This window comes from Arthrobacter sp. Z4-13, assembly GCF_054792705.1.
The window spans coordinates 237,595-260,808 of record NZ_CP096458.1 but is presented as its reverse complement, the minus strand read 5'-3'; the positions used below and the strand labels follow the sequence as shown (position 1 = coordinate 260,808).

The window sequence follows — 23,214 nt, the reverse complement described above, 5'->3', positions numbered from 1 at the left end:
GTACCACCACACAGCACCCCTTACTGGCTTTCCGACCTGAGGATCAGCCTATGTGCCGGCAACCACCTGCCAAGACGCCCGAAGGCTACACACTCTTGGCAAGCCGTCCGTGATGAAGGGTTACACCCGGCCCACAGCCGTTGCCATCCCCCGCAGCGGCTAGGAGCTGGATTCCTGTTCGCAGGGCTATTGCAAGGTCGGGGCCAAAGGGTTTCCTCAAGGTTGTGGCTGCAAGCTGTCCGTATCTGGCCGGTGAGTTAGCCCCCAATAACTCGTTCCGGTCAGTACGCCGGGCGCGGAATTGCCCTCACCGATGCCACGCCCGGCGCCTCCTAGTCCCCCGCTCCAAGACGCAGCCCACTTCGTCTCGCGCGTCGCTGGAGCGCGTCAGGGATTTGGACTGCGGAAATGCCCATCACTAACAGAGTTTGGGACGACGGCGCGAAAGCACGACATTTTTGACGGTGTGATATCCCAGCCCGGTTGCCTGCCAGCGGCTATGCGGTTCTCCGTACATGCCGGATCCGGGATTTCTCCAGCCTTTTCGCAGGGTGGTCCCCGCACCCTTTGTCCATGCCAGTTTCACGCCGTCAGGTTTTGCAAATAGGTGGTATCGGAATCATCGGCGCCTTTGGGCTTGCCGTGCCACTGGGCTCGGTCGAGGCAAAGTCTGCGAGCCGGCTGGCTGCCCGCAACGTGCCCAAGCCGTACCAGCGGACTTTGACTGTCCCTTCGGTGCTTGCGCCCTCAAAGACAACGGTGGATGCCGACGGCCACAAAAGGCACCACTACCGCATTCAGCAGAAGCTTAGCTCGGCGAATATTGTGCCGGGGCTGAGCACTCCAATCCTTGGCTACAACGGAACGTTCCCGGGCCCCACCATCAAGGTGAATCAGGGCGACCGCATCACTCTGATGATGGACAACGTGCTGCCGCTGCTCCATCCGCAGTGGGGGTACCGGCTCGATACCTCCACCCACCTGCACGGTTCGGCTTCGCTGCCGCAGTTCGACGGGTACGCGAACGATTTGACCGGTCTTGGCCAATGCAAGGACTACGAGTACCCGAACTTCCAGCCGGCCCGGACTCTCTGGTATCACGACCATGCTGTCCACAACACTGCGCAAAGTGTTTATTCCGGGCTGGCGGGCCATTACCACCTGCACGACGAAGTTGAACGGAGCCTGCTTCCCCAGGGCCGGTTTGATGTGCCGCTGACCATTTCTGATGCTATGTTCGCCGCCAATGGCTCCCTGGGCTATGACGACAACACCCACTCCGGCCTCTGGGGTGACGTCATCCTGGTAAACGGTGCTCCGTGGCCGGTTATGAAGGTCCAGCGGCGGATTTACCGCTTCCGCGTCCTTAATGCTTCCATTTCACGTTCCTACCGTTTCTCCTTGAGCACAGGGGATCCCGTGACAATGGTCGGCACGGATGGTGGCCTGATGCCCTCGGCCCAGCAGGTGACGTCATGGCGGCATAGCAGCGCGGAGCGCTATGAGATCCTCATCGATTTCTCCAAGTACCCTGCAGGAAAGCGCGTGGAACTGCGCAATGCGTCCAACAAGAACAACGTGGATTACGACTACACCGGCAGGGTCATGGCCTTTGATGTGACCGATGAACCGGTCGATACGTCCGGACCGGCCGCCAAGGTCATGCCGACACTGCTCACCTCGAGCACCACCATGAGCCTGAAGACTTCCGAGTCGGTGAAGACCCGGCGCATGCGCGTGAAGCGGGACGGCGACATCTGGACCTTCGGCGGCATGACGTGGGACGAGGTGGTCGAGAGCGGCTACAGGAAAGTCCTGGCCGACCCGGACCTGAATGATGTGGAAATCTGGGAAATCGAGAACAGCTCGGGTGGCTGGTTCCATCCGGTCCACATTCACCTGGTGGACTTCCAGATCCTCAGCCGCAACGGGAAAGCACCCTTCAACTATGAACGCGGGCCAAAGGACACCGTATACGTTGGCGAAGGCGAGACGGTCCGGCTGCTCATGAAGTTTGAGCACCACCGCGGCAGGTACATGATCCACTGCCACAACCTCCCGCACGAGGATCACGACATGATGGCCCAGTTCAGCGTGGGCCTCGGCCCGGACGACCCCGACCCCAACGACCCCATCGAGGCGTCCCGGCCGCATCCGATCCCCCCGGACGAACCGGTTCAGGGAGCGGCAGCGGCTCCGGCAGCGGCATCCACTGAAACAGCAGGGGGCACCGGCTCAACCGCAACGGCTGAGCCCACAGACGCCGCAGCAGCCGCCACCACCCCCGCCAAATCGGCGCCGGCAGCAGAAACCACGACGGTACGGAGCGACGTTCTCACCATCACCGCCGCCCGGCACCGTCTTAGGAAGGACATGACCATCTCGGGCACCTCCAAGATCGCTGGAACAGTCCCGTCCGGTTCAACCTCGGTCACCGTCTACGCGGTCTCGCCCGCCGGTACCAAAACCAAGCTGGGAACCGCCACTATCAACTCGCTCGGTAACTGGTCCCTGACGGCCAAGCCCGGCCCGGCTCAGCAGGTAACCTCCGTGAGGGTGGAATCCAGCCGCGGCGGCACGGCCACCCGCACGGTAGACACCCGTTGACTACCTCCCTGAGGCCGCTGAAACAGGGGTGATGTCCGCTCTATTTACCCTCCGCAGCTGCCTCGCGCTCCAATCTGTTGCTGCCGCTGGGATTGAGCTGCCCGAAGTCACGCTGGCCCAAGTCCGGGTGCTAAGGCAAAGGACCTGGCGGGCCGAACGAGCCCAGGATCACACGAGCCTACGTTCCCGGCCAGGACTGGACGGACCCTGCCCGACGCTGACGTTTCCCACTGGCAGCACCGGCGGGACGGGCGCAGTTGTGGACCTCGGCATGGACTTGCGCACTGGCGGTAACGGCGGAGTGGATGCCGGCGTTGATGTGGATATCGACTTCGGTATTGGTGGCAGTAACGGAGGCACCGACACCGAAAACCCGGGTAGCGAGAACCCCGGCACGGAAAACCCTGACAACGGTACAGGCGGCAACGGAACGGTAGATCCCGGCACCGGCGGCAACGGCACTGTTGATACCGGCACCGGCGGCAACTCCGGCACCGATATTGGCGGTACCGACGGCAACGGGACCAGTGATGATACGACCGGCACCGGCACTTCCGGTAACGGTGGCACCTTCATCGCGGCTGCTGGTTCCACCACCGTCGGCGGCGTGATCAACACGGACTCTTCCTACCGCAGCACCACTAGCGGCAAAGGTAGCGCTCTGGCCAACGCCGGCATCTATATCTCGCTCGTACCGTTCGCCCTGCTGTTGCTTGGCGCCGGGCTCGTCCTGCTCCGCAAGCGCAGGATCTCCTAGCACTTGGTACCTCGCCCCTGCTCCTGCCACAGGAGCAGGGGCCAGGCTGCCCCTTCGTGTAACAAGTGGGCCGGACGGCGGAAGATCCTTGAACCTCGCCGTCTGGGTCTCGCCATGACGGGAGGCTTGGCGGCTTAGCCGGCGGGGAAACTGACGGCGACGGTGGTTCCGCCTCCCGGAGTCTCCGACAGCGTAAGTTCGCCCCCGTGGGCTTTGGCGATACTGCTGCAGGTGGCCAGGCCCGGGCCTGTGCCGGGCCCGTCGCCGTCACGGCGGAGCCGCACCAAGGGTTCCAGGACTTTCGCCCAGTCTTCGGGGGCGATGCCCTTGCCGTTGTCCGCCACGAGAATGGTGGCCCCGTGGTAGTTGGCGGTTCCGCTGATACAGAGGCGCAGTTCCCGGTGGGCGCTGCGGTAGTTCATCGCGTTCGACAGCAGGTTCTGCAGCAGCGTACGCAGCTGCCCCCGGTCGGCGTATACGGTCACATCCTGCATGTCCACCATGTTCTGGTCAGCGATGCCAAGGTCCAGCATCACTTCGTTGGCGACCGTCTGGACGGATACGTAAGCGGGCTGTATTTTGCCGCCAACACGGGAGTAGTTCAGGACGTCTTCGAGCATGGCAAGCATGCGGCGCCCGGACGCGCCGACCTTGTTCAAATCGTCTGCGGCCCCGGGGACAACGCGAATTTCGGGGTCGTCCTGCAGCATTTCCAGATAGCCCAGCATCGTGGTCAAGGGGGTGCGCATGTCGTGGCTGACACGGCCGGCGAACCCGGCGAGCCGGGCGTTGCTTTCCTCCAGCTCGGCGTAGGCCCGGTCGAGCTGGGCGGTCCGGTGCTGCAGCTCCAATAGCTCCACGACCTGCCTGGCGAGAACCTCCAACATGTCCACTTGCCTAGGGCTAAGCTCCTGGGCAGCTTCGGAAAAGACACACAACGTCCCCGGCACGAACCCGGAGGACGTTTCCAGAGGAACTGAGGCGTAGAAACGGACCCTGCCGATCTCCCCGATGACAAAAGGACTGTCGGCAAAACGGGGATCCCGCGAGGCGTCTGGAACTATCGTTTTCTCCCGGGACAGGAAGACTTTGGCGCACATCGAATCCTCGCGGGAGCATACCCCGGGGTCCACTCCCCAAGCCCCGATCTGGTGCTGGTGCCCGGCGCTGATGATGTTAACGACACCAAATGGTGCGCCGCACAACTGGGTGGCCAGCCGGACCAGATTCTGGAGTGCATCCATCACGGCCGCGTTGGGCAGCAGTGGTGAGTCAAGGGACGGGTCGAGTCCGTACTCCAGCAGTTCAAGGTCACGGCTCACGTCCTCAGTGAAAGCCAGTCGTCCTGCTGCCCCTGTCATGAAACCCCCGGTCCGTTGCGATGCCCTCCGAGATCATACCCGCCCGGTCTTTAGGGCATCGCGGGATGAAGCGGCGGCCCCGGCCAGAGGGAGGAGCGTACCGGTCCCCTCTTCCGGGCAGTCGGAGCGCAACCGTCAGGAAGTGGTGCAGGAGCGATCAGGTTCCGCGGGCAGTTCCAGCGTTTCCGGGTGGGTGACCCATCCGAGGTGCAGGGTGCTTCGAATAAGTGATGTCCGCGATGCCTGCTGCCCACAGATGGGGGCGGGCATCGCGATCAAAGCGGAATACACCCAGAGCAGGTACTGCCATGGTGAGGCCTCGACCATCCTCATCACCGCACTGTGGGTAGCTGAAAGGAATTACGGATGACCGTTCGGGGTGTGGCGGTTGTTGTCGAGGCTGACGACGAGCTCAGAACCTGCCTTTCCGAAATTCTTCAGCAATCCGGATTTGTGGTTCGGCAGGCATCATCCGGCGGCCAGGGCGTGGACACGATACAAAACCACGGCCCGGTCCTGGTCATTCTGGATATGGACCTCCCCGATTTTGACGGTATTGAAGCTGCACGAAGAATCCGTACATTCAGCGACGCATACCTCATCATGATCGCCTGCTCGGGTACGGAGGAAGACATTGTCATGGGTCTTGTCGCAGGTGCGGATGACTATCTTGGCAAGCCCGTCCGGGCCTATGAACTTCGCGCCCGCATCCATGCATTGCTTCGCCGGCCGCGCGGCGGGACCGGGACCTAACCGCTCTGCGATAGCTCCCCCTGCCCTTCCCGAGCCGACCGCCCCGGGGCCGGGAAGAACGAGGACGGGCTGACCACCTGTGCATCGGAGGGACGCGTTCCCGGTGTGGCAGGCTCACCCCGATCGCCTATCCCGCTCTCCCGGCATGGGTGATCCCTCTCGAGGCGCGATTCGTTGAACGAGGTTCCTTCTGCTGCCTCACGCCTCCAGACGGACCAAAAATAATTCCGGCCTTCTCACCTATGCTCCACTGCTGCCACCGACGCTGCAGTTTAGGGACAAATAGACCGCTGACCTGCGTCGATACGTATTTCTTGAGCTGATATTTCACTTAGTTGAGGGAATCTTGATGCCCGTCAGCTTATTGACAAAGCCTTGATCGATAGTGGCCGGGAAATTTGAGAATGCGCTGTTTGGCTGGATTCCAGGTCCCCACCGGGACCTGTGAAGTCTAGAAGGAGGCCCCCGTGCAGGTTGCTACACCCACCGCAGCACTTGACCAGGGTGAAAGCACTGACCCGGGCGCACCAAAAGCACCGACGCTGGTCCGCGGTAAATCCGGGCATCAACCCACCAAGGATTCGGGGCTGCGGATGGTCGTCCTGATCCCGGCCTATAACGAGGCCGCGTCAATCGGAGCGACGCTTGACGGCCTGATGGTCCAGAGCCGGCCCGCCGACCTTATTGTGGTCATCCCCAACGGCTGCACCGACGCCACTGCAAGGGAAGCGCGGAAGTACCCGGTGACCGTGATGGAGCTTCCCCGCCTGGAGCACCGTAAATCCGAGGCCCTGAATCGCGCCTGGGCAGAGCACGCCTATGACGCGGATGTGGTGGTCTGCCTGGACGCCGACACCGTGCTGCCGCCGAACGCGCTGACAGCTTGGGAACGCGAATTCGACAGCGAGGCCGGTGTGCTCCTTGGCGGGTCCTCGTCCAAGTTCACCATGCAGGACCCCGGGCTGCTCAGCCGGCTGCAGAAGGCCGAGTTCACCACGTGGACTGACACAGCCCTGCGCCGCGGGAAAACCAGCGTGCTCGCCGGGACCGGCTGTGCCATAAACAACGCAGTTCTGAGGGACATCGCTGCCCGGGACGACCGGGAAGGGCCCTGGGTGTACACCTCCCAGGTTGAAGACTTCGAGCTGACCTACCGGATCCGCGAGCTCGGCTACGTCTGCCAGGTTTCACCCGACGTGCGCGCCTACACCGACTCCATGAAATCCCTCAAGGCGCTCTGGGGCCAGCGGATGAAATGGCAGGTCGGCACGGTAGAGGATTTGCTGGGCCTGGGCATCAACCGCCTCACCCTGCGGGACTGGGCCCAGCAGGCCATGGGCCTGCTGGGCGTCTTCCTCAAACTCCTGTGGATCGCCGTCATCGTCCTGTCAGTAGCTCTGGACGTATTCCAGGTGGTCCTGTTCTGGTGGCTCGTGCCCGTCCTGTTCGTGGCCCTGGACATCAAACGGGCACTGCGGATACCGCATCGGGACTGGAAAGACATCGTCATCGCCGCCGCCTTCTTCCCGCAGGAAATTTTCATGTGGCTGCGCTCAGGATGGTTCCTGGCCTCCTGGTGCGCGGTCCTGACCACCAAGATCACCCGGCGGCGCATCGACCGCTGGGAAGCGCAATATACAGCAGAGGAAATCAACTAATAATGTACGGAATGAACACCTCCATCCCCGCCTCCGGCGCCGCCCTGGCCTACACCGGACTCAATGTTGGAGCAGGCCTGCTCACGGCACTGGGCATCATGCTGATCGGCGCAGCGCTGATCGCACTCGTCCGCCGCAACCCCGCAGCCCGGCCCTAATCAGCCGGCTATGACGCCCGGCGTGCCGCCAGAGCAGACTTGAACGCGGCCGCCGAGGCGTCGCTGCTGTTAATGCGCCAGTCAGCTTCCTTCTGCATGTGGAACCACACGAAACCCGCCACGTCCGGCTGGGCCGAGAGGTAGGACACCAGATCAGTGTTCCACGCAGCCTTTGACCCGCCGGCCTCACTCGACGCCGTCTCGGCAATAAGAATCGGCATCCCGGGCGCCAGGGACCGCAACTGTGCGATCCCGGGCGCAAACAGATCCTGCGGCGAAATCCAACCGCTCCATACCGCGGACGTACCCCAGTTGTACCCGTCAAGGCCTACGATATCGACATAGCCGGCGCCCGGGAAGAGCCCGGCCAGGTCAGTGGAACCCCAGTACGGGGCGTTCGGGCTCCACACCCATGAAACGTTGGACGCGCCGGTGGCGGCCATAACGTCGTGCACGTGACGCCACGCCTGGACGTAGTCGCCGGGTTCATTGCCGTTGACCCCTTCAGCCCACGGGTACCAGTCCCCGTTCATCTCGTGAGCGAACCTCAGCTGCACCGGGTACCCCCAGGCGGCCAACGCCTGGCCCCACTGAGTGATCCGGGCATCGAAGTCACCGGCCGCGATCCGGTCCAGCGAGTAGGCAGGCTGGTCCACTCCGCCGCCCCAGGCCCACGGCTCCCACGTCACCAGGGGAACAGCACCCCGGGCCCGGACCGCGTTCATTTCACTAATGGGCGGCCCCTGGAGGAAGTCCTTGTAGAACAAAACGCTGGACGGGCTCTCCCCGGCCAGCCGGGACACCTCATCCAACTCCGCGCTTGCCAGCGGACCGCCCGTGGTTGCGACACCGAAACCCAGCTTCGCGGTGCTGACAGGCGGGGGCACAGGCGCCGGCGAAGCCACGGTGAACACCGAGGAGGCCTGGACGGAGGAGGTCTTCGCCGAGACCGTGACCTTTCCGGTCGCGGTCCCCGGAATGGTGATCGAGGTGCTGAAGGCACCGGCCGACGTCGTCCGGAAACCAAACGTCGTTGACCCCGCCACGATCGTTCCCGACATAGAGACCTTAAAGCCGGTCCCGCTCACCGCAACAACAGACCCCGCCGGGCCGGTCGAAGGGCTAAGCGAAATCTGGGCCGCCGCAGGAGCTGCCAGAACAGGCTGAACACCTGCCACCGTCAAGGCCGCGCAGACCGCAAGGGCAGCAGTAATCACTTTCAGAAACTTGAACAAGCGATCGTCCCCACAATCGTCAGGGCTGCCAGTCCAGCAGCCGTCAGTTCGGTGCCAGCCGGCACTTCCCTGATCCTAAAGTCCCCTCCCCCCGAAAGCCTCAAGAATTTTGCTCAAGATTGATGATTCCCCGAAGCCGTGCAGCTGTCAGAGCGAGCCAGGGCACCGGACTGGGCTAAAGCGCATCCCATCAGAGCGCGGAAGCAAACGCACCGTGATCGCCCGGTGGTGTCCCGAGCCGAATGTCCCTACGTCTGGAAGGAGCTATTCTCACCGGTGAGATATGGGATCAACCGGGAGACGGTCTACCAGTACCTACGAAAGCCAGACCAGCGGGACCCCCTCCCCTGCCGTTCCAACCCTCTTGCCGTAGCTTAACGAATCATATTTATCGGCGTCTCATTTCCATCCCCGGCACCAACTGGTGATCGTGAACCCTTCCTCTTAACGCCTACTCTGTAAGGGCTATGCATCGGCCGCCGAAGCTGTGGTTATGGAGAAGGAGTCCTGATGGAGTTCAGTTACGAGGTACGGGATTCATATGCGGAGGTCACGGCCGACGGGCGGCTCAACATGGTCTCCGCCCCCAAGCTGCGCGAGTTCGTTACCGACGTCCTCGCCGGCGGATCGAACAGGATTGTGGTCAACTTGGGAAAGACAACGTTCATGGACTCGTCCGGCTTGGGCGCGCTCATCGGCTGCCTCAAAGCCGCCCGCCAGGCCGGCGGGGACCTCCGGATCGCGGCCGTTCAGCCGCAGGTCAAGATGGTCCTGCAGCTGACGAGCATGGACAAGGTCCTCACCGCATACTCCTCGCCGGACGAGGCGTTCAGCAATGACTGATGTCCTCGCGTCGCGCAGCTTCCGTGGCCCCGCTGCCGAAGATGCCATTGAATCCGTCCACGATGACATGGACAGCCTCTGGCTGGACGTCCCCTTCGTCCAGGACATGGACCAGATGACATTCACGACGGCGGTCATCGAGTCCGCGTCCAACATCGTCCAACACGCAGAGCCGGCCGGGGAGGAACCCGTGGAGCTGGGCGTGGACATCACGGTCCAGCCCACACTGTTGCAGGCCCGGGTCAGCGCGTACTATGCCAAGCCCCCGTTCGGGCCGATGGAACCTGCGGTCCCTGGGGAGGACGCCGAGTCCGGCCGTGGTCTGGCGCTGATCGAGGCGCTGGTATCCACCGTCACGTTCGAGCGTCAGGACGGAACCAACACTTGGTTTTTGTCCCGCACTTCGTGCCAATGATGAAGATTTTTGGTCCCCTACCGCCCTAGCCGGTAGCGCCTAAGGCGGCAGGAACAAAGGAGGTAACAGACGCATCCCACATCAGACAGTACGGGGGCATAAACTTCTACCCCGATACGATCAGGGGCGCGGAGCGGTAACGATGGAATTCCGCCGTTTCTTCCAAGCCGCGGGGCTGTTCGAGGTGACCACGGACCGGACCTGCGCGTCTGGCTGAAGGAATAGGCCGACTCGATTTCGGTGGACTAGCCAACAAGGCGGAGGAGAACGGGCATGGCCCGCGGTCGGTTCGGCCCTTATCGCTTTGTTGACTTTGCCGTCTCTTCCTCTGGGACGTACCCGTCGTAGCGGACGGCCTTGATGAGCACACTGAAGACCACAAGGTCGTAGATGACCCATGCGACGTTTACGAGTGTCCCCAGCGGTTCGTTCAGGCCCATCGCGAGCCGGATCATGCCGATCAAACCTGCGCCCGCGAGCAGTCCCATGGCGATGAGTTGCGGGCGGATGAGGTGCCAGTCACGGCTGTTGTCCTGCTTCACCTTCGGTGTCACTGCGAATCCGAGGGGCCGACCAAACCATACGTTGCGGGCCGCGGTGGTGCAGGCCTTTATCCAGGTGGGGAACAGGGCCAGGGAGTACTGCTGGCCCCGCCACGTTTTCGCGCCGCGGCCGGCGTAGGCGAAGAGGATCTGGTTGGCCACCATGAAGGGGATGAACCGGATAAAGAAGTCAGTGCTGAGGCTGGTGACCGGCAGGATGCCCAGGACCAGGTAGATAATCGGCGCGGCGATATAGACGACTGCGGCGAACCCGGACAGGTAGCTCCACATAGTGGCGAAGTACATCAACCGCTGGGTTCCGTTCATGCCCCGCTTGGTGAGGGGGTTTTCGCGGAGCAGCACCTGAATGGTGCCCTGGGCCCAGCGCAGCCGCTGGGTGAGCATTGTTTTGAGATCCTCCGGCGCCAGGCCGAGGGCCAGGATTTCGTGGTGGTAGACGCTTTTCCAGCCAAGCGCGTGCAGGCGCATCGAGGTGGCCATGTCCTCGGTAACGGAGATCGTGGCCAGCGGCATGAGCGGCTGAGCCTCGTCGCCGCGTTCTACGGAGATTGCTTCCAGCACCGCCTGGACAGATTCCAGGGCGCCCAGCGGTGACCATTGCCGCGAGGACAGCTGCGCCACTGCCGTGTCCACTTCTTCCGGGGTGAGCTGGCCGTGTCCGGCGTCCAGGTCCATGGCCCGGATTTCGGCGAGGTCTGCCTGCAGGGCGGAGAAGTCGGCGGCCACGAGCTCCTCAACGGCAGCGTCCACGGTGCGGCGCAGGTCATAGGTGATCTCGCTGTAGGACCGCCCGGCCTTCAGGTCGCCTGTCGCTTTTGTTGTTGCCCTCTCTACTTCGTCAAGCAGCCGGGCGACCGTCGGATCGGCGGCTTGGGTGGATTTGCGTGCGTGTCGGAGCGCTTTTCGGGACCCTTTCAGGGCGCCGCGGATGTTCCGCTCCACCTCCGCCACGTAACCGGCAAGGCCAAGCTGCATGAGTGCCTCCCGCCGCAGCAGGGCGTTCGAGCCGCAGAAGAACGCAGCGTTCCACCCGTCCTTGCCCTGCTGCAGGGGGCCGTAAAACAGCGGCGCCTGGCTGCCCAGCGGATCGTCTTCGGGGACGTTGATAAACCACTGGGGAGTTTGCACGAGGGCGACCTTGCGGTTGTTGAAATAGCCCAAAGTCCTGTCGAGGACCTCCGGCTTCGGGATCTGATCCGCGTCCAGGATCATCATGAATTCGCCCTGGGTCATCATCAGGGCGTTGTTGAGGTTCCCGGCCTTCGCGTGCCGGGGAAGGCTGGATGTCCAGTCGGCGCTGCGGGTCAGGTACCCGATGCCGTGCTGCCCGGCGGCTTCCCGCATGTCCGGCCGGGCCCCGTCGTCAAGGATCCAGGTCTTGTGGGGGTAGCGGATCTTTTGGGCGGCCAGCGCGGTCTCCATCACCATCTCGATCGGCTCGTTGTAGGTGGTGATGAAAACATCCACGGTCAGTCCCGGCGGGGCTTCCGGAGGTGTCCTCTTCTTCAGCCGCCACATCGTCAGCCCGAACAGGCACACGTCAATCAGGCTGTACGTCTCGGCGAGGACGAGCGGCACAGCGATCCACCACGCCGACCAGTTCAAGGACTCCAGCCACCGCCAAGCGACGTAATTGACCCCAAGTATTACCGTAAGCACCACCAGCAGACGAAGCACGAAACGGTGCACGCTGACCCTCCTGTAACGACCGGTGACAAATTCCAATACGCTCCCCGCGCGTCATACCGCGTCGGCGACCGGCGGTAGGGCCACCAGCCTAGTAGTCCAATCCGCGGCTTTGTAAGCAGGGACAACGGGTAAAGGGCAGGATAGTACCTACCCACCGAGTGATCCTGAGAGAGAACATGACATCCAACCCGCGGCGGCTCCCGCCCCTGCCGATGCTCACTATGCTCCTTCTCCTTCCGCTGTTCACAGCGCTGCTTCTGATCACGGCGGCTCCCGCCCGGGCCGCCAGCCCGTCCCCTACTCCCCCGCCGACCACTGAGGGGCCTTACCTGGGTGCGCTGCTGGATTGGTCCACGGACTCCCCGGCCGCATACGAAGAGCGGCTCGGGACGGCCGCTGCGCTTTACGGCCGGCCAGTGCAACTGCCGATGAGTGAGCAGGAACAAGGCTTCCTGCGCTCATACTTTGGCCAGGTCGCCGCCCGGGGAGCCCAGGCACTGCTCACGGTCCGGCCCGACGTTTCCCTGGCAGATGTTGATGACCCTCTGGCATCGGCGTTTGCCGCGCAGGTAGCTGACGCGGCCCAGGGTTACGAAGGCACCGTGTTCATCCGCTTCGCCCCGCAGATGAATGCCTCCTGGGTGCCGTGGGGGCAGCAGCCCGAGGCCTACCGGGACGCGTTCCGCGTCCTCGGCGCGGCCATGGATGACGAGCTGGGGGAACCTGTGATGCTGTGGTCCCCTACCGCGGCTGAGGATTACCCCTTCCGGGACCCGTCGCCCACCTCACCCTCGGGCGGACCTCTTGGGGCACTGGATACCGACGGGAACGGGGAGTGGAACTTCGATGACGGCGCCTACGCCCCCTACTACCCCGGCGACGATGTGGTCGATTGGGTAGGCCTGTCCGCGTACCACGACAAAACTGACGGGACCTTGGAGCCCAACACCGTACCGCAACCCGGAGAGTTCGAGGCGCTGCTCGGCCCCACCTCCCGGGACGGGCCTGCCGCAGAGGACTTCTACGGCTTTTATGCCTCTGCCCGGGATAAACCTTTGATGGTGGAGACAGCGGCTTTTTACACCCCCGGCACCGACGGCGGGGCCTCCGAGGCGGACATCAAGAGCATCTGGTGGGACCAGGTGATGGCCGCACCCGCCAACGGATATGACCGGATCAAAGCCGTGGTGTGGAACGAAACGGCCGAGCAACGCCAGCAGGGAACAGCCGGAGTGGATTGGCGGTCCACGCACAAGCCCGATCTCGCCGCAGCTTTCGCACAGCGCATTAAGGACACAGGCCTGGTAACCGGCCCGGTGTTCGAGCAGGCACCCCTGGACGGGGTCGCGCCGGCTGCCACCGGCGCCGTCCTTGACGGAACCGCCGCATGGACGGCCGCTGCTGCCGGCCTGGCAGCAGCCCTTGCATTGTGCCTGCTGCCCCTGTGGAGGCCGGTGCGGCGGTTGGCCTATCCGGGCAATTCCTCCCGCGATGCCAGGATCGACATGCTGCGCGGGGCGGCCATCATCTTCGTCGTTGTGAACCATGTAGGGCTCACCTCGTTCTTCCAGCTGCTGACCCAGGAAACCATCGGTGTGGTCTCCGGAGCTGAACTGTTCGTGCTTCTCTCCGGAGCCGTCCTGGGTTTGGTGTACGGGCCCCGCGTCAAAGACAACCTCGGCGACGTCGTGGACCGGACCAGCAAGCGGGCATGGAAAATTTACCTCACCGCGCTGGCGGTCGTGCTGCTCATTTTCGCCCTGAGCCGCCTGCCGTTCCTGAACGCCACCGCCGTTACCACCTTCACCGACCAGGGCACCGGAGCCACCGGCGCCGGGGGCGTTGGCTCCACTTACGACTTGTACGCCGGCATGGAGGCACTGTTCCAGTTCCCCGTCCCTGACTACCTCATCCCATCACTGTTGCTGTTGCAGCTCGGACCCTGGCAGTTCAACGTCATGGGCCTGTACGTGATCCTGCTGGCCATCAGCCCGCTGGTGCTCGTGGCGCTCAGCCGGGGACGGGGGTGGCTGGTCCTCACCATCAGCCTGGGACTCTATGCAGTGGGCACCACAACCCGGTTTCGGCTGCTGCCCTCACAGTTCGAGGATTCTTTCCCCCTGCTGGTGTGGCAGGTGCTGTTCGTCCTGGGCATGGTGGCAGGCTACTACCGCCGGCAGATCGTGGCCTGGTTCTCCCACCCACGCCAAAGAGTGCTGCTCTGGGCGTGCATTCTCCTTGCGACCGCCCTGGCCTTGTTCTCCTGGACCAGCACGTACTTCGCCAACGCCTACGACGTCAGGCTGGCCCTGCTACCGGAACAGACCTTCCGCACCGTCTACGACGGCTTCTTCGGGCGCACCTACCTCGGGCCGGGCCGGCTGCTGAACGTGCTGCTGGTCATCATCGCCGGGTACGCCCTGCTCAGCGCCTACTGGAAACCCCTGGAAAAGACCCTGGGCTGGTTCCTCATTCCCCTGGGCCAGGCAACCCTCTACGTCTTCGTCCTTCACGTATTCCTGATCCTCGCCGCCGCGAACGTCCCGGCACTGCGGCAAGGGGACATCTGGCTTAACACCGCCGCATACGTCGTGATCCTGGCCCTGCTGTGGGCCATGGTCAGGACCAGGTTCCTGTTCCGGATCATCCCCCGCTGAAATCACAAAACCGGCCCCCGGGCTCAAAGGTTTTCTTCTCTCACATTTCGTTAGAACTCATACGAACCAGCAGCATTGCTGTGCCACATCAACAACAGCGCTGCTTCCTGGCAGTCTGCTTGCATTTAGGATGGCGTGACAACCAGTGCCGGGCAGCCGGCACAAGGAGGCAGACAGATGATTGAGCAGGTTACTGAGGCGATTCCGGGCGAGGACGAGCGGCAACGTTTGGCGTCGCTGGCATCCACCGAGCTTCTCAGCAGCCCCGCGGAGGAACGGTTCGACCGGATCACGCGATTGGCCCAACAGCTCTTCGGGGTCAGCACCGCAACGGTGGCCCTGATTGCTGACGACCGTCAGTTCCTGAAGTCGCTGGCCGGGAGTCTGAAGCAGGTCATTCCCAGGGCCGACGCTTTCTGCACCCACACCATCAAAACCCCAGACACCATGGTCGTTGAAGACGCCCGCGAAGACGAGCGCTTCAGCACCAACCCGCTCGTTCTGGGCCAACCGAACATCCGCTTCTACGCGGGACAGCCGTTACAGGGGCCGGGGGGCTGGAACATCGGGACGCTATGCCTTATCGATCAACAACCACGGACCTTCTCTCCGGAGCAGGAGCAGATACTTCGTGACCTCGCCGCAATCGTCCAACGCGAAATCAATGTCACCGTCGAGATGAAAAACGCCGCCAAAATACAACGGGCGCTGCTGCCCGTTGCCCCGCCGGAGGTGGACGGATATGAAGTCCACGCCTTCACCCGGCCCGCCGGTGACGTCTCCGGGGACTTCTACGACTGGCAGATCAACGACAAAACGCTGACCTTCAGCCTCGCCGATGTGATGGGAAAAGGAGCGGGCCCGGCAATCCTGGCCGCCGCAGTCCAGTCCCGGCTGCGAGCAATCAACCTTCCCGAACCAGGACGCTCCCTCACAGCGCTTTCCGAACAGCTGGACACCGACTTGGCCCTTGACGACGTGTTCGTCACCGCTTTCCATGCCGACCTTGACATCGAAACAGGTACAGTCCGCTACTCCGATGCCGGACACAGCATCGCCCACCACGTCACAGCTGACGGCAAAATCACCCAACTGCACGCCAGCGGACCGCCCCTCGGCATCATGCCTGACTATCACTGGACCACAGAAACTCTCGTCCTTAAGCCAGGTGACTCGCTCATCGTCCCCAGTGACGGCATCCTCGAACTCGTAAACGACGACATCCAGCAGCTTCAGGCCGAGCTGCGGAATCTGACAGCCAAGGACTTAGACACAAAGGCGTCCATGAAGGCACTTATCAACGCCCCGCTCCACCCGACCGACGACCTCACACTCCTCGCCATCAGGCGGTTGGCTTAAAAACACGATTGTTGTATGCCACGCGCTACGGCTGCGGTTGCCCCAACGTGTTTGTGATTCGAATGATCCAGCACCCTCACTGGGTAGGCGGGCACGGTCCACTCTCACTACCCCTAAGCACTTTCCTGCCCGGAATGGTCCAGTCGCTGATGACTAAATTCGATGCGTGTAGCGTCAGTAACGGAAAGCCCGCGGGTCCCCCAACCGGTGGGCTTTTCTTCACCTCGCATGACAGGCGGGGAGCTTCCTTCCGGTGCCGCTTAGACCGGAGATTCAAGGAAGAGAACGTTGCGTCGCTTACGCAAGCTCTACCAGCGCACCGTTCCAGCCGTTACCCCCCCAGGTGAGTGCTATGCCGTTGCCTTGACGAGCGAAGGTGTAGCCAGGCGCTGCGGCCCATTGGGTCACCGGCGCGACGTTCGGGACGTCGACCGGCACGGATAGACAGGGTTGGCCGTTTTGGCTGTTGTGCGGCGACAATCGTGTGGGTGGCGCTTACGGGCTGACCGATTAACGCAGTCACGGCCGCTGCAACTCTTGGAGTCGCAGCGGCCGTGTCTGGTTAAAGGATCCGTTTTGAAGGGCGGCCGCCGGTTAGGTCACCGGTGCCGTCGGCGCGGAGGTTTTCTCCGCCGATGTAAAGCCGGACTTGGTGCCCGTCACGCTGACGCTGATCGCGTAGCCGGGGAGCAGCGGCGTATAGGTGCTTTTGACTTCCCCGCTGATCGGCATGCCGTTGGCGTACCACTGGTACGTCAGGCTGACCGGCGCCGGCCCCCACGCCCCGGGCACGGCGGTGAGAATCGATCCCGCCGTCGGAGTACCCGAGATGGTGGGGACGGGCGCTGTCAGTACCCCGACCCCGACCTTGACCGACACCGCACTGGTCTTGGTTACGGTGGAGAAGCCGGACTTGGATCCCGTCACGGTGACTGCCAGCGTCTTGCCCAGCATTGCCGTCGTCGGGGTGTACGTGCTGGCCGTGGCGCCGGTGATGGCTACCCCGTTTGCCTTCCACTGGTACTTGAGGGTGACTGGAGCCGGCCCCCATGCACCTGTGGCTGTCAGGACGGAGCCTACCCTGAGGGCACCGCTGATCACCGGGACCGGAGCGCTGAGGGTTCCGACGGCGACTCTCGCAGTGATTGCCGAGGCCTTGGTCACTGTCGTGTATCCCGCCTTTGAACCGGTGACGGTGACGCTCAGGGTCTTGCCTATCACTGCCGCCACTGGCTTGTAGGTACTGGCAGTGGCGGCGGTGATGGCAATCCCGTTCGCCTTCCACTGGTACTTCAGGGTGACCGGGGCCGGGCCCCAGGCACCCGGAACCGCAGTCAGGGTGTAGCCCACCCTTGCCGTCCCCGTGATCTTCGGAACGGCTACGGCGAGGGTCCCGACGGCGACCTTTGTGGTGAGTGCCGACGTCTTGGCCGCCGTGTTGTAACCGGCCTTGGAGCCGGTGACCGTGACGGTCAGAGTCTTGCCCAGCTGCGCCGCCGTGGCTTTGAATGTGGCCGCAGTGGCGCCGGTGACGGCGATGCCGTTGGCCTTCCACTGGTACTTCAGCGTCACCGGCGCCGGACCCCAGGTTCCCGGGACCGCGGACAGCGTGTAGCCGACCTTGGCCGTTCCGGTGATCTTGGGAGTAGGCGCAGTCAGGACAGGGTTGAGCGCCATGACCGTTCCGGTAGCCGTTGAGGTCTTGGTGGCCGTGGTGTAGCCGGTTTTGGTGCCCGTAGCGGTGAACGTCAGAGTCTTACCCACCTGGGCCGACATCGGCTTGAATGTGGTGGCAGTAGCACCGGTGATGGCTACGCCATTGGCCTTCCACTGATACTTCAGGGTGACCGGGGCGGGTCCCCAGGTGCCCACGGTCGCCGTCAGCGCGTAGCCGACCTTCGCCGTTCCCTTGACCGTCGGTGTGGGCGCGGTGAGGTTCTGCACCCCTAGGGCGTAGGACAGGTTGTGCGTTGTGGCTTTGCCCCTGACCACGCTGACCTTGGTGGCCGAGGCCTCGGTGGTCACGTTGCCGGAGTAGAGGTCCCCACGTCCGGAGGTGCCGCTGTGGACCCTGAGGGTGTAGTTGCCGGTAGTGAGGCCCTTTAGGGTGTAGTTGCCGGCGGCATCCGTGGACACGCTGCGGGTGACCAGCGAACCGTCCGGGGTGTAGGCCTGGATGAAGGCATTGGCGGCTGGTTTCCCGGCCTTGTCCAGCACGGTTCCAGTTACCGAACCGCCTGCCGTCAGAGTGGCGTCGATGTTCTGCGCAGACTGTCCGGAGGTAAGCGGGATGGCCTTGGCCTGTCCCGCCCCGGCGGATTCCGGCTGGTTCTGGTAGTACTGCGCCTCATCCTGGGTGAACCCGCTGGAGCGGTTGAACGCCACCTTGTAGGAGCCCGCTGCCAGGCCGACGACGCTGTAGTTGCCGGTCCCGTCCGTGGAGCCGCTCTTGACCAGCTTGCCACTGCCGTCCAGGATGCTGAGCGGATAGTAGCCGGAGGTTCCGCTGCCGGTGACCTTGCCGCTGATGGTGGCGCCGGTGACAAACTCGATGTCTGCGCCGGTAACGCTCTGCCCGGCCGAGATTGCTACTGCCTTGGCGGTCTCGACCGTAGCTCCTCCGTACCAGCGGTCTTCGGCGCCGCTCTGGCCGCCGAGGAAGCGGACCTTGTAGGTGCCCGTTTCCAGCCCAACGATGCTGTAAGTTCCGTCCCAGACGATGTTGCCGTAGACAGACTGCGCATCCACCGCTCCGGTCTTCGTGGCGATGATCTGGGAGGCGTACAGGCTTGTGCCTGCCGGCGCCGTGATCTTGCCGCTGATCGCCCCGCCTTTGACAAGGGTGGCGTTGATGGCCGTTGCGGACTGTCCCTCTGTGAGGGTCAGCGGGGTGGCTGTGGCCAGGGACGTGGCCTTGTTGTACCACTGGGTCAGCGCGCCCGAACCGTGCCCGCCGAACTGCAGCTTATAACTGCCGGCCGGTAGCCCGCGCAGGGTGTATGTTCCGTCGCTGCTGAGCTGGACCGAGGTCACCGGCGTATTGTCGGCAGCCTTAAAGACGCTGACCTGGACGCTGTAAGAACTCACGCCCGCCGGCAGTGTGACCTTGCCGCTGATCGCTGCACCCACGGCCAGCGTGGCATCGACGGCCGTCTTGTCCTGACCCGCAGCCAGGACAACCGGGGTGGCTGCTGCCTGCGTCAGAACGTTGTTGTACCACTCGTCCAGTGCGCCTGAGTTGTAGTTGGCGAATTGGACCTTGTAGGTCCCTGCAGGAAGGCCTCTGACGGTATAAGTGCCGTCAGCGTTGAGGCTGGCAGAGGTGGTGAACGGGGTGCCCTCGCTCGTAGCGCGTACTGATACGCCGGACAGGCTCACCCCGGCCGGAACGGTCACCTTTCCGCTGATAGTTGCGCCCTTGACCAGAGTGGTGTTGACACCGCTTACGTCCTGGCCGGCGGCGAGGGACAGCGGGGTGGCTGTTTCCCGCGACGTGCCGTTTGAATGCCATAGATCCAGCGCGCCGGAGTTGGATCCGGAGAACTGGAGCACGTAGTTGCCCTGGGCAAGCCCTGTGAGCTTGTAGGTCCCGTCTGCCTGCACCATCGTGGAGGCAGGGTAGGCCCGGAAGTTGTCGGCGTTGTACGCGTAGACCCAGACAGCGGTAAGCGCCACGCCCGCGGGCGCAGTCACTGTTCCGCCGATGGACGCGCCTTTGACGAGTACCGTGTCCGTCAGGGCCAGTTCCTGGCTGCTCGTGACGTCAACGGCCGTTCCTTCAGCCGACGATGCGGCGCCCCCGTACCACTGGCTCAGGGCACCCGAACTGCCGGCACTGAACTGGACCTTGTAGGAACCGGCAACGAGTCCGCCAAAAGTGAATGAACCGTCTGCGCTGACCTGACGGGAAGTCACGTAGGAGATCCCGTCTGCCCGGAAGAGGTATGCCTGAACTCTGCCCAGGTCCACGCCGGCAGCGGAAGTGACCTTGCCGCTGATTGACGCCCCCTTGATGAGCGAAGCGTTCACCCCGCTCTGGTCCTGGCCTTCCGTAACGGCTACTGGCGTGGCGGCTTCAAAGGAGGACGCGGCGCTGTACCACTGTTCCAGAAGCCCTGTTTCCCATCCGAGGAACTGAATCTTGTAACTGCCTGACCGAAGCCCCGTCACCTTGTACGTTCCATCGGTGTTCACCGACGCTGATGTTACGTAGTTCGCGCGTGTTCCGGCAGCCTCGTACACGGTTGCCTGCAGGGTCGAAGCATCTATTCCCGCGGGGACTGTGACTGTTCCGTTGATGGAGGCTCCGCGCACGAGTGTTGCGTTGATGCCGGTGACGTCCTGGCCGGCAGTGAGCGTCACCGGCGTGGCGGTGTCACGCGATGCTGCTCCCGCATGCCATTGAGTGACGGCGCCGGAACCTCCGTCGCTGAACTCGACCTTGTAGGTCCCGGACGGGAGGCCGCGGACTGCGTAGCTGCCATCCGGGTTGACCGACCCGGATCCCCGGTACCAGTCGGTTCCGGTGCTTTCCACGGAGACGTACACGCGGGTGAGGTCAACGCCTGAAGGGGCGGTGACCTTGCCGCCGATTGAGGCCCCCTTCACCAGGGTCGCGTTGATTCCGGTCAGGCTCTGGCCCGCCCCGAGCGTGACAGGGGTAGCCGTTTGGTGCGATGTTGCCCCCGAGTACCACTGGTCAATGGTGCCGGCTCCGTTGCTTCCGTTGAACTGGATCTTGTAAGCACCTGCCGGCAGGCCGCTCACGGCATACGTGCCGTCATCGTTGACCTGGCCAGAACCGGCCCAGGAGTAGCTGTCGGAGGTGTACGCGTAGACCTGCGTAGATGCGAGGTTAACGCCCGCTGGTGCAGTGAGCTTGCCGCTGATTGACGCGTCGGACAGGTCTACGGCGTTGGCAGGCGCGAGACCCGAAACTATGAGCGCCGAAAGAACCGAAAACAATAACGCGATCCTTAAATGGAATCGCCTGCTCTTTACGAGCATTTTTACCCCCCATGGGTCAGCACACGGACCGGCCGCTACTTTAAATTGTCAAAGAACGCCTTAGTCTAACTGCGCACCCGAATTTCCCCAATGATTTTGTAAAGTTACTGGTCATACATAGAACCGTGTTACTCATCCCGCCGAAAACCGCCTGCAGGCCAACCGCTATTGTTGGTCCAAGTACTTTGGGGGAGATAGACAGCATGCGCATGGAACGAGTAATGGCCTGGATGCCCCGGCTCTGCATCATTATGATGGCGGGTTCCCTCTTGGCTGTGCAGCCGGGCGGGCTGTTCCGGTTTGTCTGGATCAAGGTCCTGTTGGTCATAATTGCCGTTATCGCCGGCCTGTTCTCGCCGCCAGACTCCCGACTTCCGCTGGCAGTAAAGGCTGCGCTTGCCGGCTGCGCGCTATGGATCACCGTCGCCATGCTGCTCTCCGACACCCCCGCGGCAAGCATCGCCGGACGCTGGCCGCGGTATGAGGGCCTGCTGATGCTCGGTGTCTACCTCGCCGTGTTCACGGTAGGCGCCAAGGTCCTGGGCGGCGCCCCCGGCAGTCACCGGCGCACCCTTCTTGGCATGTCCCTGGCAGGTGCGGGCATCGTCGTGTTCGTCCTTGCGGTGCTGGAAAGCGCCGGACTGCGGCCACTCGGCGGGGCCGCCGATGTACGCCCTGGAGCGACACTGGGCAACGCCACCGACCAAGGGCTCATCGGCGTCATCATCACCGGCGTCCTGCTCGCCCAAGGCGCCCCGGACCGGGCCTGGGCGGTGTGGCTGCGCCGAGCCGGACTGCTTGCAGGCGCGGGGGTGGCCGTCCTATCCGGCTCCCGCGCGGCCTTGGCAGCACTGCTGGCCGTAGCGGTATTCGGCACCTACACGTGGATGAGGAGCCGGTCCTGGACAGGGCCGAAGATCACCGCCGGAACGGGACTCGCAGCGGCGGGCATCGCCGCCGGTGTCCTGCTGGCCCCCGCATCCCGCGAGCGGCTGCTGTCGACAGCCACTGTTGACGGGCGGTGGCTGTTGTGGGACCAGACCCTTGGGTTGATTGCCGACATTCCGCTCTCCGGCGTCGGCCCGAGCGGCTTCGTTGATGCATTGCCGGGGTATCTCGGGGCCGAGTGGGCGCGGACGGTGGGAGACAGCTTCCCAGCTGATTCGCCCCATAGCTGGCCGCTGCAGACGCTGGCCGCAGGCGGCTTTCCGCTGCTGGCACTTGTGGTGGTGCTGATTGCGGTGTCGGCGGCGGCGGTGATCCGAAGGATGAGAGAGTCCCGGTCAGCTGTCGACCGGAGGTACTTGGCCGTGGTGCTGGTAACGGTGGCGGCATACGCACTGGCTCTGCTCACACACTTTACGTCCATCGGCACCACCGGGCTCGCAGCCTTCCTGTGCGGCGGTTTGGTGGGAAGTGATGCCGGCAGGGATGCTTTCATCAGGACCGGCGCCCTCCGGGAGTTAGCCGCCGAAAAGCTGCGATTAGTGCCCCGTATGGCAGGGGCGCTGCTGGTCATCGGTGGACTGGCAGTTGCTATTCCGGCGACAGTTGCGGAATGGTCCATGGGTGCCGGAGCCCGGGCCGCCGCTGCTGGCAACCATGCCCAGGCCGAGCAGGAGTTCAAGCAGGCGTGGCAGCTCAGATCCTGGGACAGCGACACTGCATTGCTGGCAGCCCAGGCGTTCGCCGGTCCCGCCACGGAGGGGGATCAACAGGCGGCCCGATACGCCGTCAATTGGGGGACTCTTGCGCGGGAACGGACGCCGCAGTCGCAGGAAGCAGGAACGGCCTTGGCTCTCGGGTACCTCTACAGCGGGGACGTTCCGAAAGCGAAGGACCTGTTGGATTCGCTGGTGGCTGATTCCCCCTATACGGCGGCCCTTTACGTTCACCGCGGGGTGGCGCACTTCGGCCTGGGGCGTCCATCGGATGCAATTGCTGATCTTGAGTACGCGGCATCATTAGATCCTGCCTTGGAGACACCGTGGCGGGTTTTGTCCAATATCCACCAGCGGCTGGGTAATAGCCAGGAAGCTTCCTTCGCTAACCGGAGGGCTGATGAAATAGGGGGCCGCTAATAAATTCAATTCCATCCAAGGACTGCCCATGAAGTCGAATGCTCAAGAATAAATCAAGATCGGCGCAGTTT

15 protein-coding genes are annotated in these 23,214 nt (G+C 63.3%); 10 read left to right on the top strand and 5 right to left on the bottom strand.

Annotated features, from left to right (window positions below; translation table 11 throughout):
• The first annotated feature begins 573 nt into the window (after positions 1–573).
• Both M1E07_RS01265 and M1E07_RS01260 read left to right on the top strand, forming a co-directional pair.
• Entirely contained in the window at positions 574–2,607 is a 2,034-nt protein-coding gene (locus tag M1E07_RS01265) for a multicopper oxidase family protein (protein ID WP_461186601.1), read from the top strand.
• Positions 2,608–2,878: 271 nt separating this feature from the next.
• Positions 2,879–3,364: a hypothetical protein gene (locus M1E07_RS01260; RefSeq protein ID WP_461186600.1), complete on the top strand. Its 486-nt coding sequence runs from the start codon at positions 2,879–2,881 to the stop codon at positions 3,362–3,364.
• A 134-nt stretch (positions 3,365–3,498) separates the two neighbouring features.
• On the opposite strand, the gene M1E07_RS01255 is transcribed toward M1E07_RS01260, so the two are convergent.
• Positions 3,499–4,725, bottom strand: coding sequence for a sensor histidine kinase (locus M1E07_RS01255; RefSeq protein WP_461186599.1), 1,227 nt, complete (start codon positions 4,723–4,725; stop codon positions 3,499–3,501).
• Positions 4,726–4,860: 135 nt separating this feature from the next.
• Positions 4,861–5,058: a hypothetical protein gene (locus M1E07_RS01250; RefSeq protein WP_461186598.1), complete on the bottom strand. Its 198-nt coding sequence runs from the start codon at positions 5,056–5,058 to the stop codon at positions 4,861–4,863.
• Positions 5,059–5,091: 33 nt separating this feature from the next.
• Between M1E07_RS01250 and M1E07_RS01245 the strand changes: the two genes are divergently transcribed.
• From M1E07_RS01245 to M1E07_RS01235, 3 genes are all read left to right on the top strand, one after another.
• A complete protein-coding gene (locus M1E07_RS01245) occupies positions 5,092–5,478 on the top strand; it encodes a response regulator transcription factor (protein WP_461186597.1) in 387 nt (128 codons plus the stop codon).
• A 467-nt stretch (positions 5,479–5,945) separates the two neighbouring features.
• Positions 5,946–7,136, top strand: a complete 1,191-nt coding sequence (locus M1E07_RS01240; protein WP_461186596.1) for a glycosyltransferase family 2 protein — start codon at positions 5,946–5,948, stop codon at positions 7,134–7,136.
• An 11-nt stretch (positions 7,137–7,147) separates the two neighbouring features.
• On the top strand, positions 7,148–7,294 hold the full coding sequence (locus M1E07_RS01235; protein WP_461186595.1) for a hypothetical protein: 147 nt from the start codon (positions 7,148–7,150) through the stop codon (positions 7,292–7,294).
• Positions 7,295–7,302: 8 nt separating this feature from the next.
• Here M1E07_RS01235 and M1E07_RS01230 read toward each other — a convergent pair whose 3' ends face one another.
• A complete protein-coding gene (locus tag M1E07_RS01230) occupies positions 7,303–8,478 on the bottom strand; it encodes a glycoside hydrolase family 26 protein (RefSeq protein ID WP_461186841.1) in 1,176 nt (391 codons plus the stop codon).
• A gap of 561 nt (positions 8,479–9,039) precedes the next feature.
• On the opposite strand from M1E07_RS01230, the gene M1E07_RS01225 reads away from it, so the two are divergent.
• Together M1E07_RS01225 and M1E07_RS01220 are read left to right on the top strand one after the other, a co-directional pair.
• Entirely contained in the window at positions 9,040–9,372 is a 333-nt protein-coding gene (locus tag M1E07_RS01225; protein ID WP_461186594.1) for an STAS domain-containing protein, read from the top strand.
• Complete coding sequence (locus tag M1E07_RS01220; RefSeq protein ID WP_461186593.1) at positions 9,365–9,787, top strand: ATP-binding protein; 423 nt, start codon at positions 9,365–9,367, stop codon at positions 9,785–9,787. The genes M1E07_RS01225 and M1E07_RS01220 overlap by 8 nt, the downstream gene beginning before the upstream one ends.
• A 296-nt stretch (positions 9,788–10,083) precedes the next feature.
• On the opposite strand, the gene M1E07_RS01215 is transcribed toward M1E07_RS01220, so the two are convergent.
• Positions 10,084–12,039, bottom strand: coding sequence for a glycosyltransferase (locus tag M1E07_RS01215; protein WP_461186592.1), 1,956 nt, complete (start codon positions 12,037–12,039; stop codon positions 10,084–10,086).
• Between the two features lie 176 nt (positions 12,040–12,215).
• On the opposite strand from M1E07_RS01215, the gene opgC reads away from it, so the two are divergent.
• Together opgC and M1E07_RS01205 are read left to right on the top strand one after the other, a co-directional pair.
• Positions 12,216–14,696, top strand: a complete 2,481-nt coding sequence (opgC, locus tag M1E07_RS01210; protein WP_461186591.1) for an OpgC domain-containing protein — start codon at positions 12,216–12,218, stop codon at positions 14,694–14,696.
• Positions 14,697–14,873: 177 nt separating this feature from the next.
• Positions 14,874–16,055, top strand: coding sequence for a PP2C family protein-serine/threonine phosphatase (locus M1E07_RS01205; protein WP_461186590.1), 1,182 nt, complete (start codon positions 14,874–14,876; stop codon positions 16,053–16,055).
• Between the two features lie 594 nt (positions 16,056–16,649).
• Here M1E07_RS01205 and M1E07_RS01200 read toward each other — a convergent pair.
• On the bottom strand, positions 16,650–21,020 hold the full coding sequence (locus M1E07_RS01200; protein ID WP_461186589.1) for a beta strand repeat-containing protein: 4,371 nt from the start codon (positions 21,018–21,020) through the stop codon (positions 16,650–16,652).
• Positions 21,021–21,265: 245 nt separating this feature from the next.
• Here M1E07_RS01200 and M1E07_RS01195 point away from each other — a divergent pair, with 245 nt between their 5' ends.
• Positions 21,266–23,143, top strand: a complete 1,878-nt coding sequence (locus tag M1E07_RS01195; RefSeq protein ID WP_461186588.1) for an O-antigen ligase family protein — start codon at positions 21,266–21,268, stop codon at positions 23,141–23,143.
• Positions 23,144–23,214: the final 71 nt, after the last annotated feature.

Excerpts from the sequence above, each read along its gene's own strand:
- M1E07_RS01265 (WP_461186601.1), top strand. The coding sequence starts at position 574 with ATGCCAGTTTCACGCCGTCAGGTTTTGCAAATAGGTGGTATCGGAATC.
- M1E07_RS01260 (WP_461186600.1), top strand. The coding sequence starts at position 2,879 with ATGGACTTGCGCACTGGCGGTAACGGCGGAGTGGATGCCGGCGTTGAT.
- M1E07_RS01255 (WP_461186599.1), bottom strand. The coding sequence starts at position 4,725 with ATGACAGGGGCAGCAGGACGACTGGCTTTCACTGAGGACGTGAGCCGT.
- M1E07_RS01250 (WP_461186598.1), bottom strand. The coding sequence starts at position 5,058 with ATGAGGATGGTCGAGGCCTCACCATGGCAGTACCTGCTCTGGGTGTAT.
- M1E07_RS01245 (WP_461186597.1), top strand. The coding sequence starts at position 5,092 with ATGACCGTTCGGGGTGTGGCGGTTGTTGTCGAGGCTGACGACGAGCTC.
- M1E07_RS01235 (WP_461186595.1), top strand. The coding sequence starts at position 7,148 with ATGAACACCTCCATCCCCGCCTCCGGCGCCGCCCTGGCCTACACCGGA.
- M1E07_RS01225 (WP_461186594.1), top strand. The coding sequence starts at position 9,040 with ATGGAGTTCAGTTACGAGGTACGGGATTCATATGCGGAGGTCACGGCC.
- M1E07_RS01220 (WP_461186593.1), top strand. The coding sequence starts at position 9,365 with ATGACTGATGTCCTCGCGTCGCGCAGCTTCCGTGGCCCCGCTGCCGAA.
- opgC (WP_461186591.1), top strand. The coding sequence starts at position 12,216 with ATGACATCCAACCCGCGGCGGCTCCCGCCCCTGCCGATGCTCACTATG.
- M1E07_RS01205 (WP_461186590.1), top strand. The coding sequence starts at position 14,874 with ATGATTGAGCAGGTTACTGAGGCGATTCCGGGCGAGGACGAGCGGCAA.
- M1E07_RS01195 (WP_461186588.1), top strand. The coding sequence starts at position 21,266 with ATGCGCATGGAACGAGTAATGGCCTGGATGCCCCGGCTCTGCATCATT.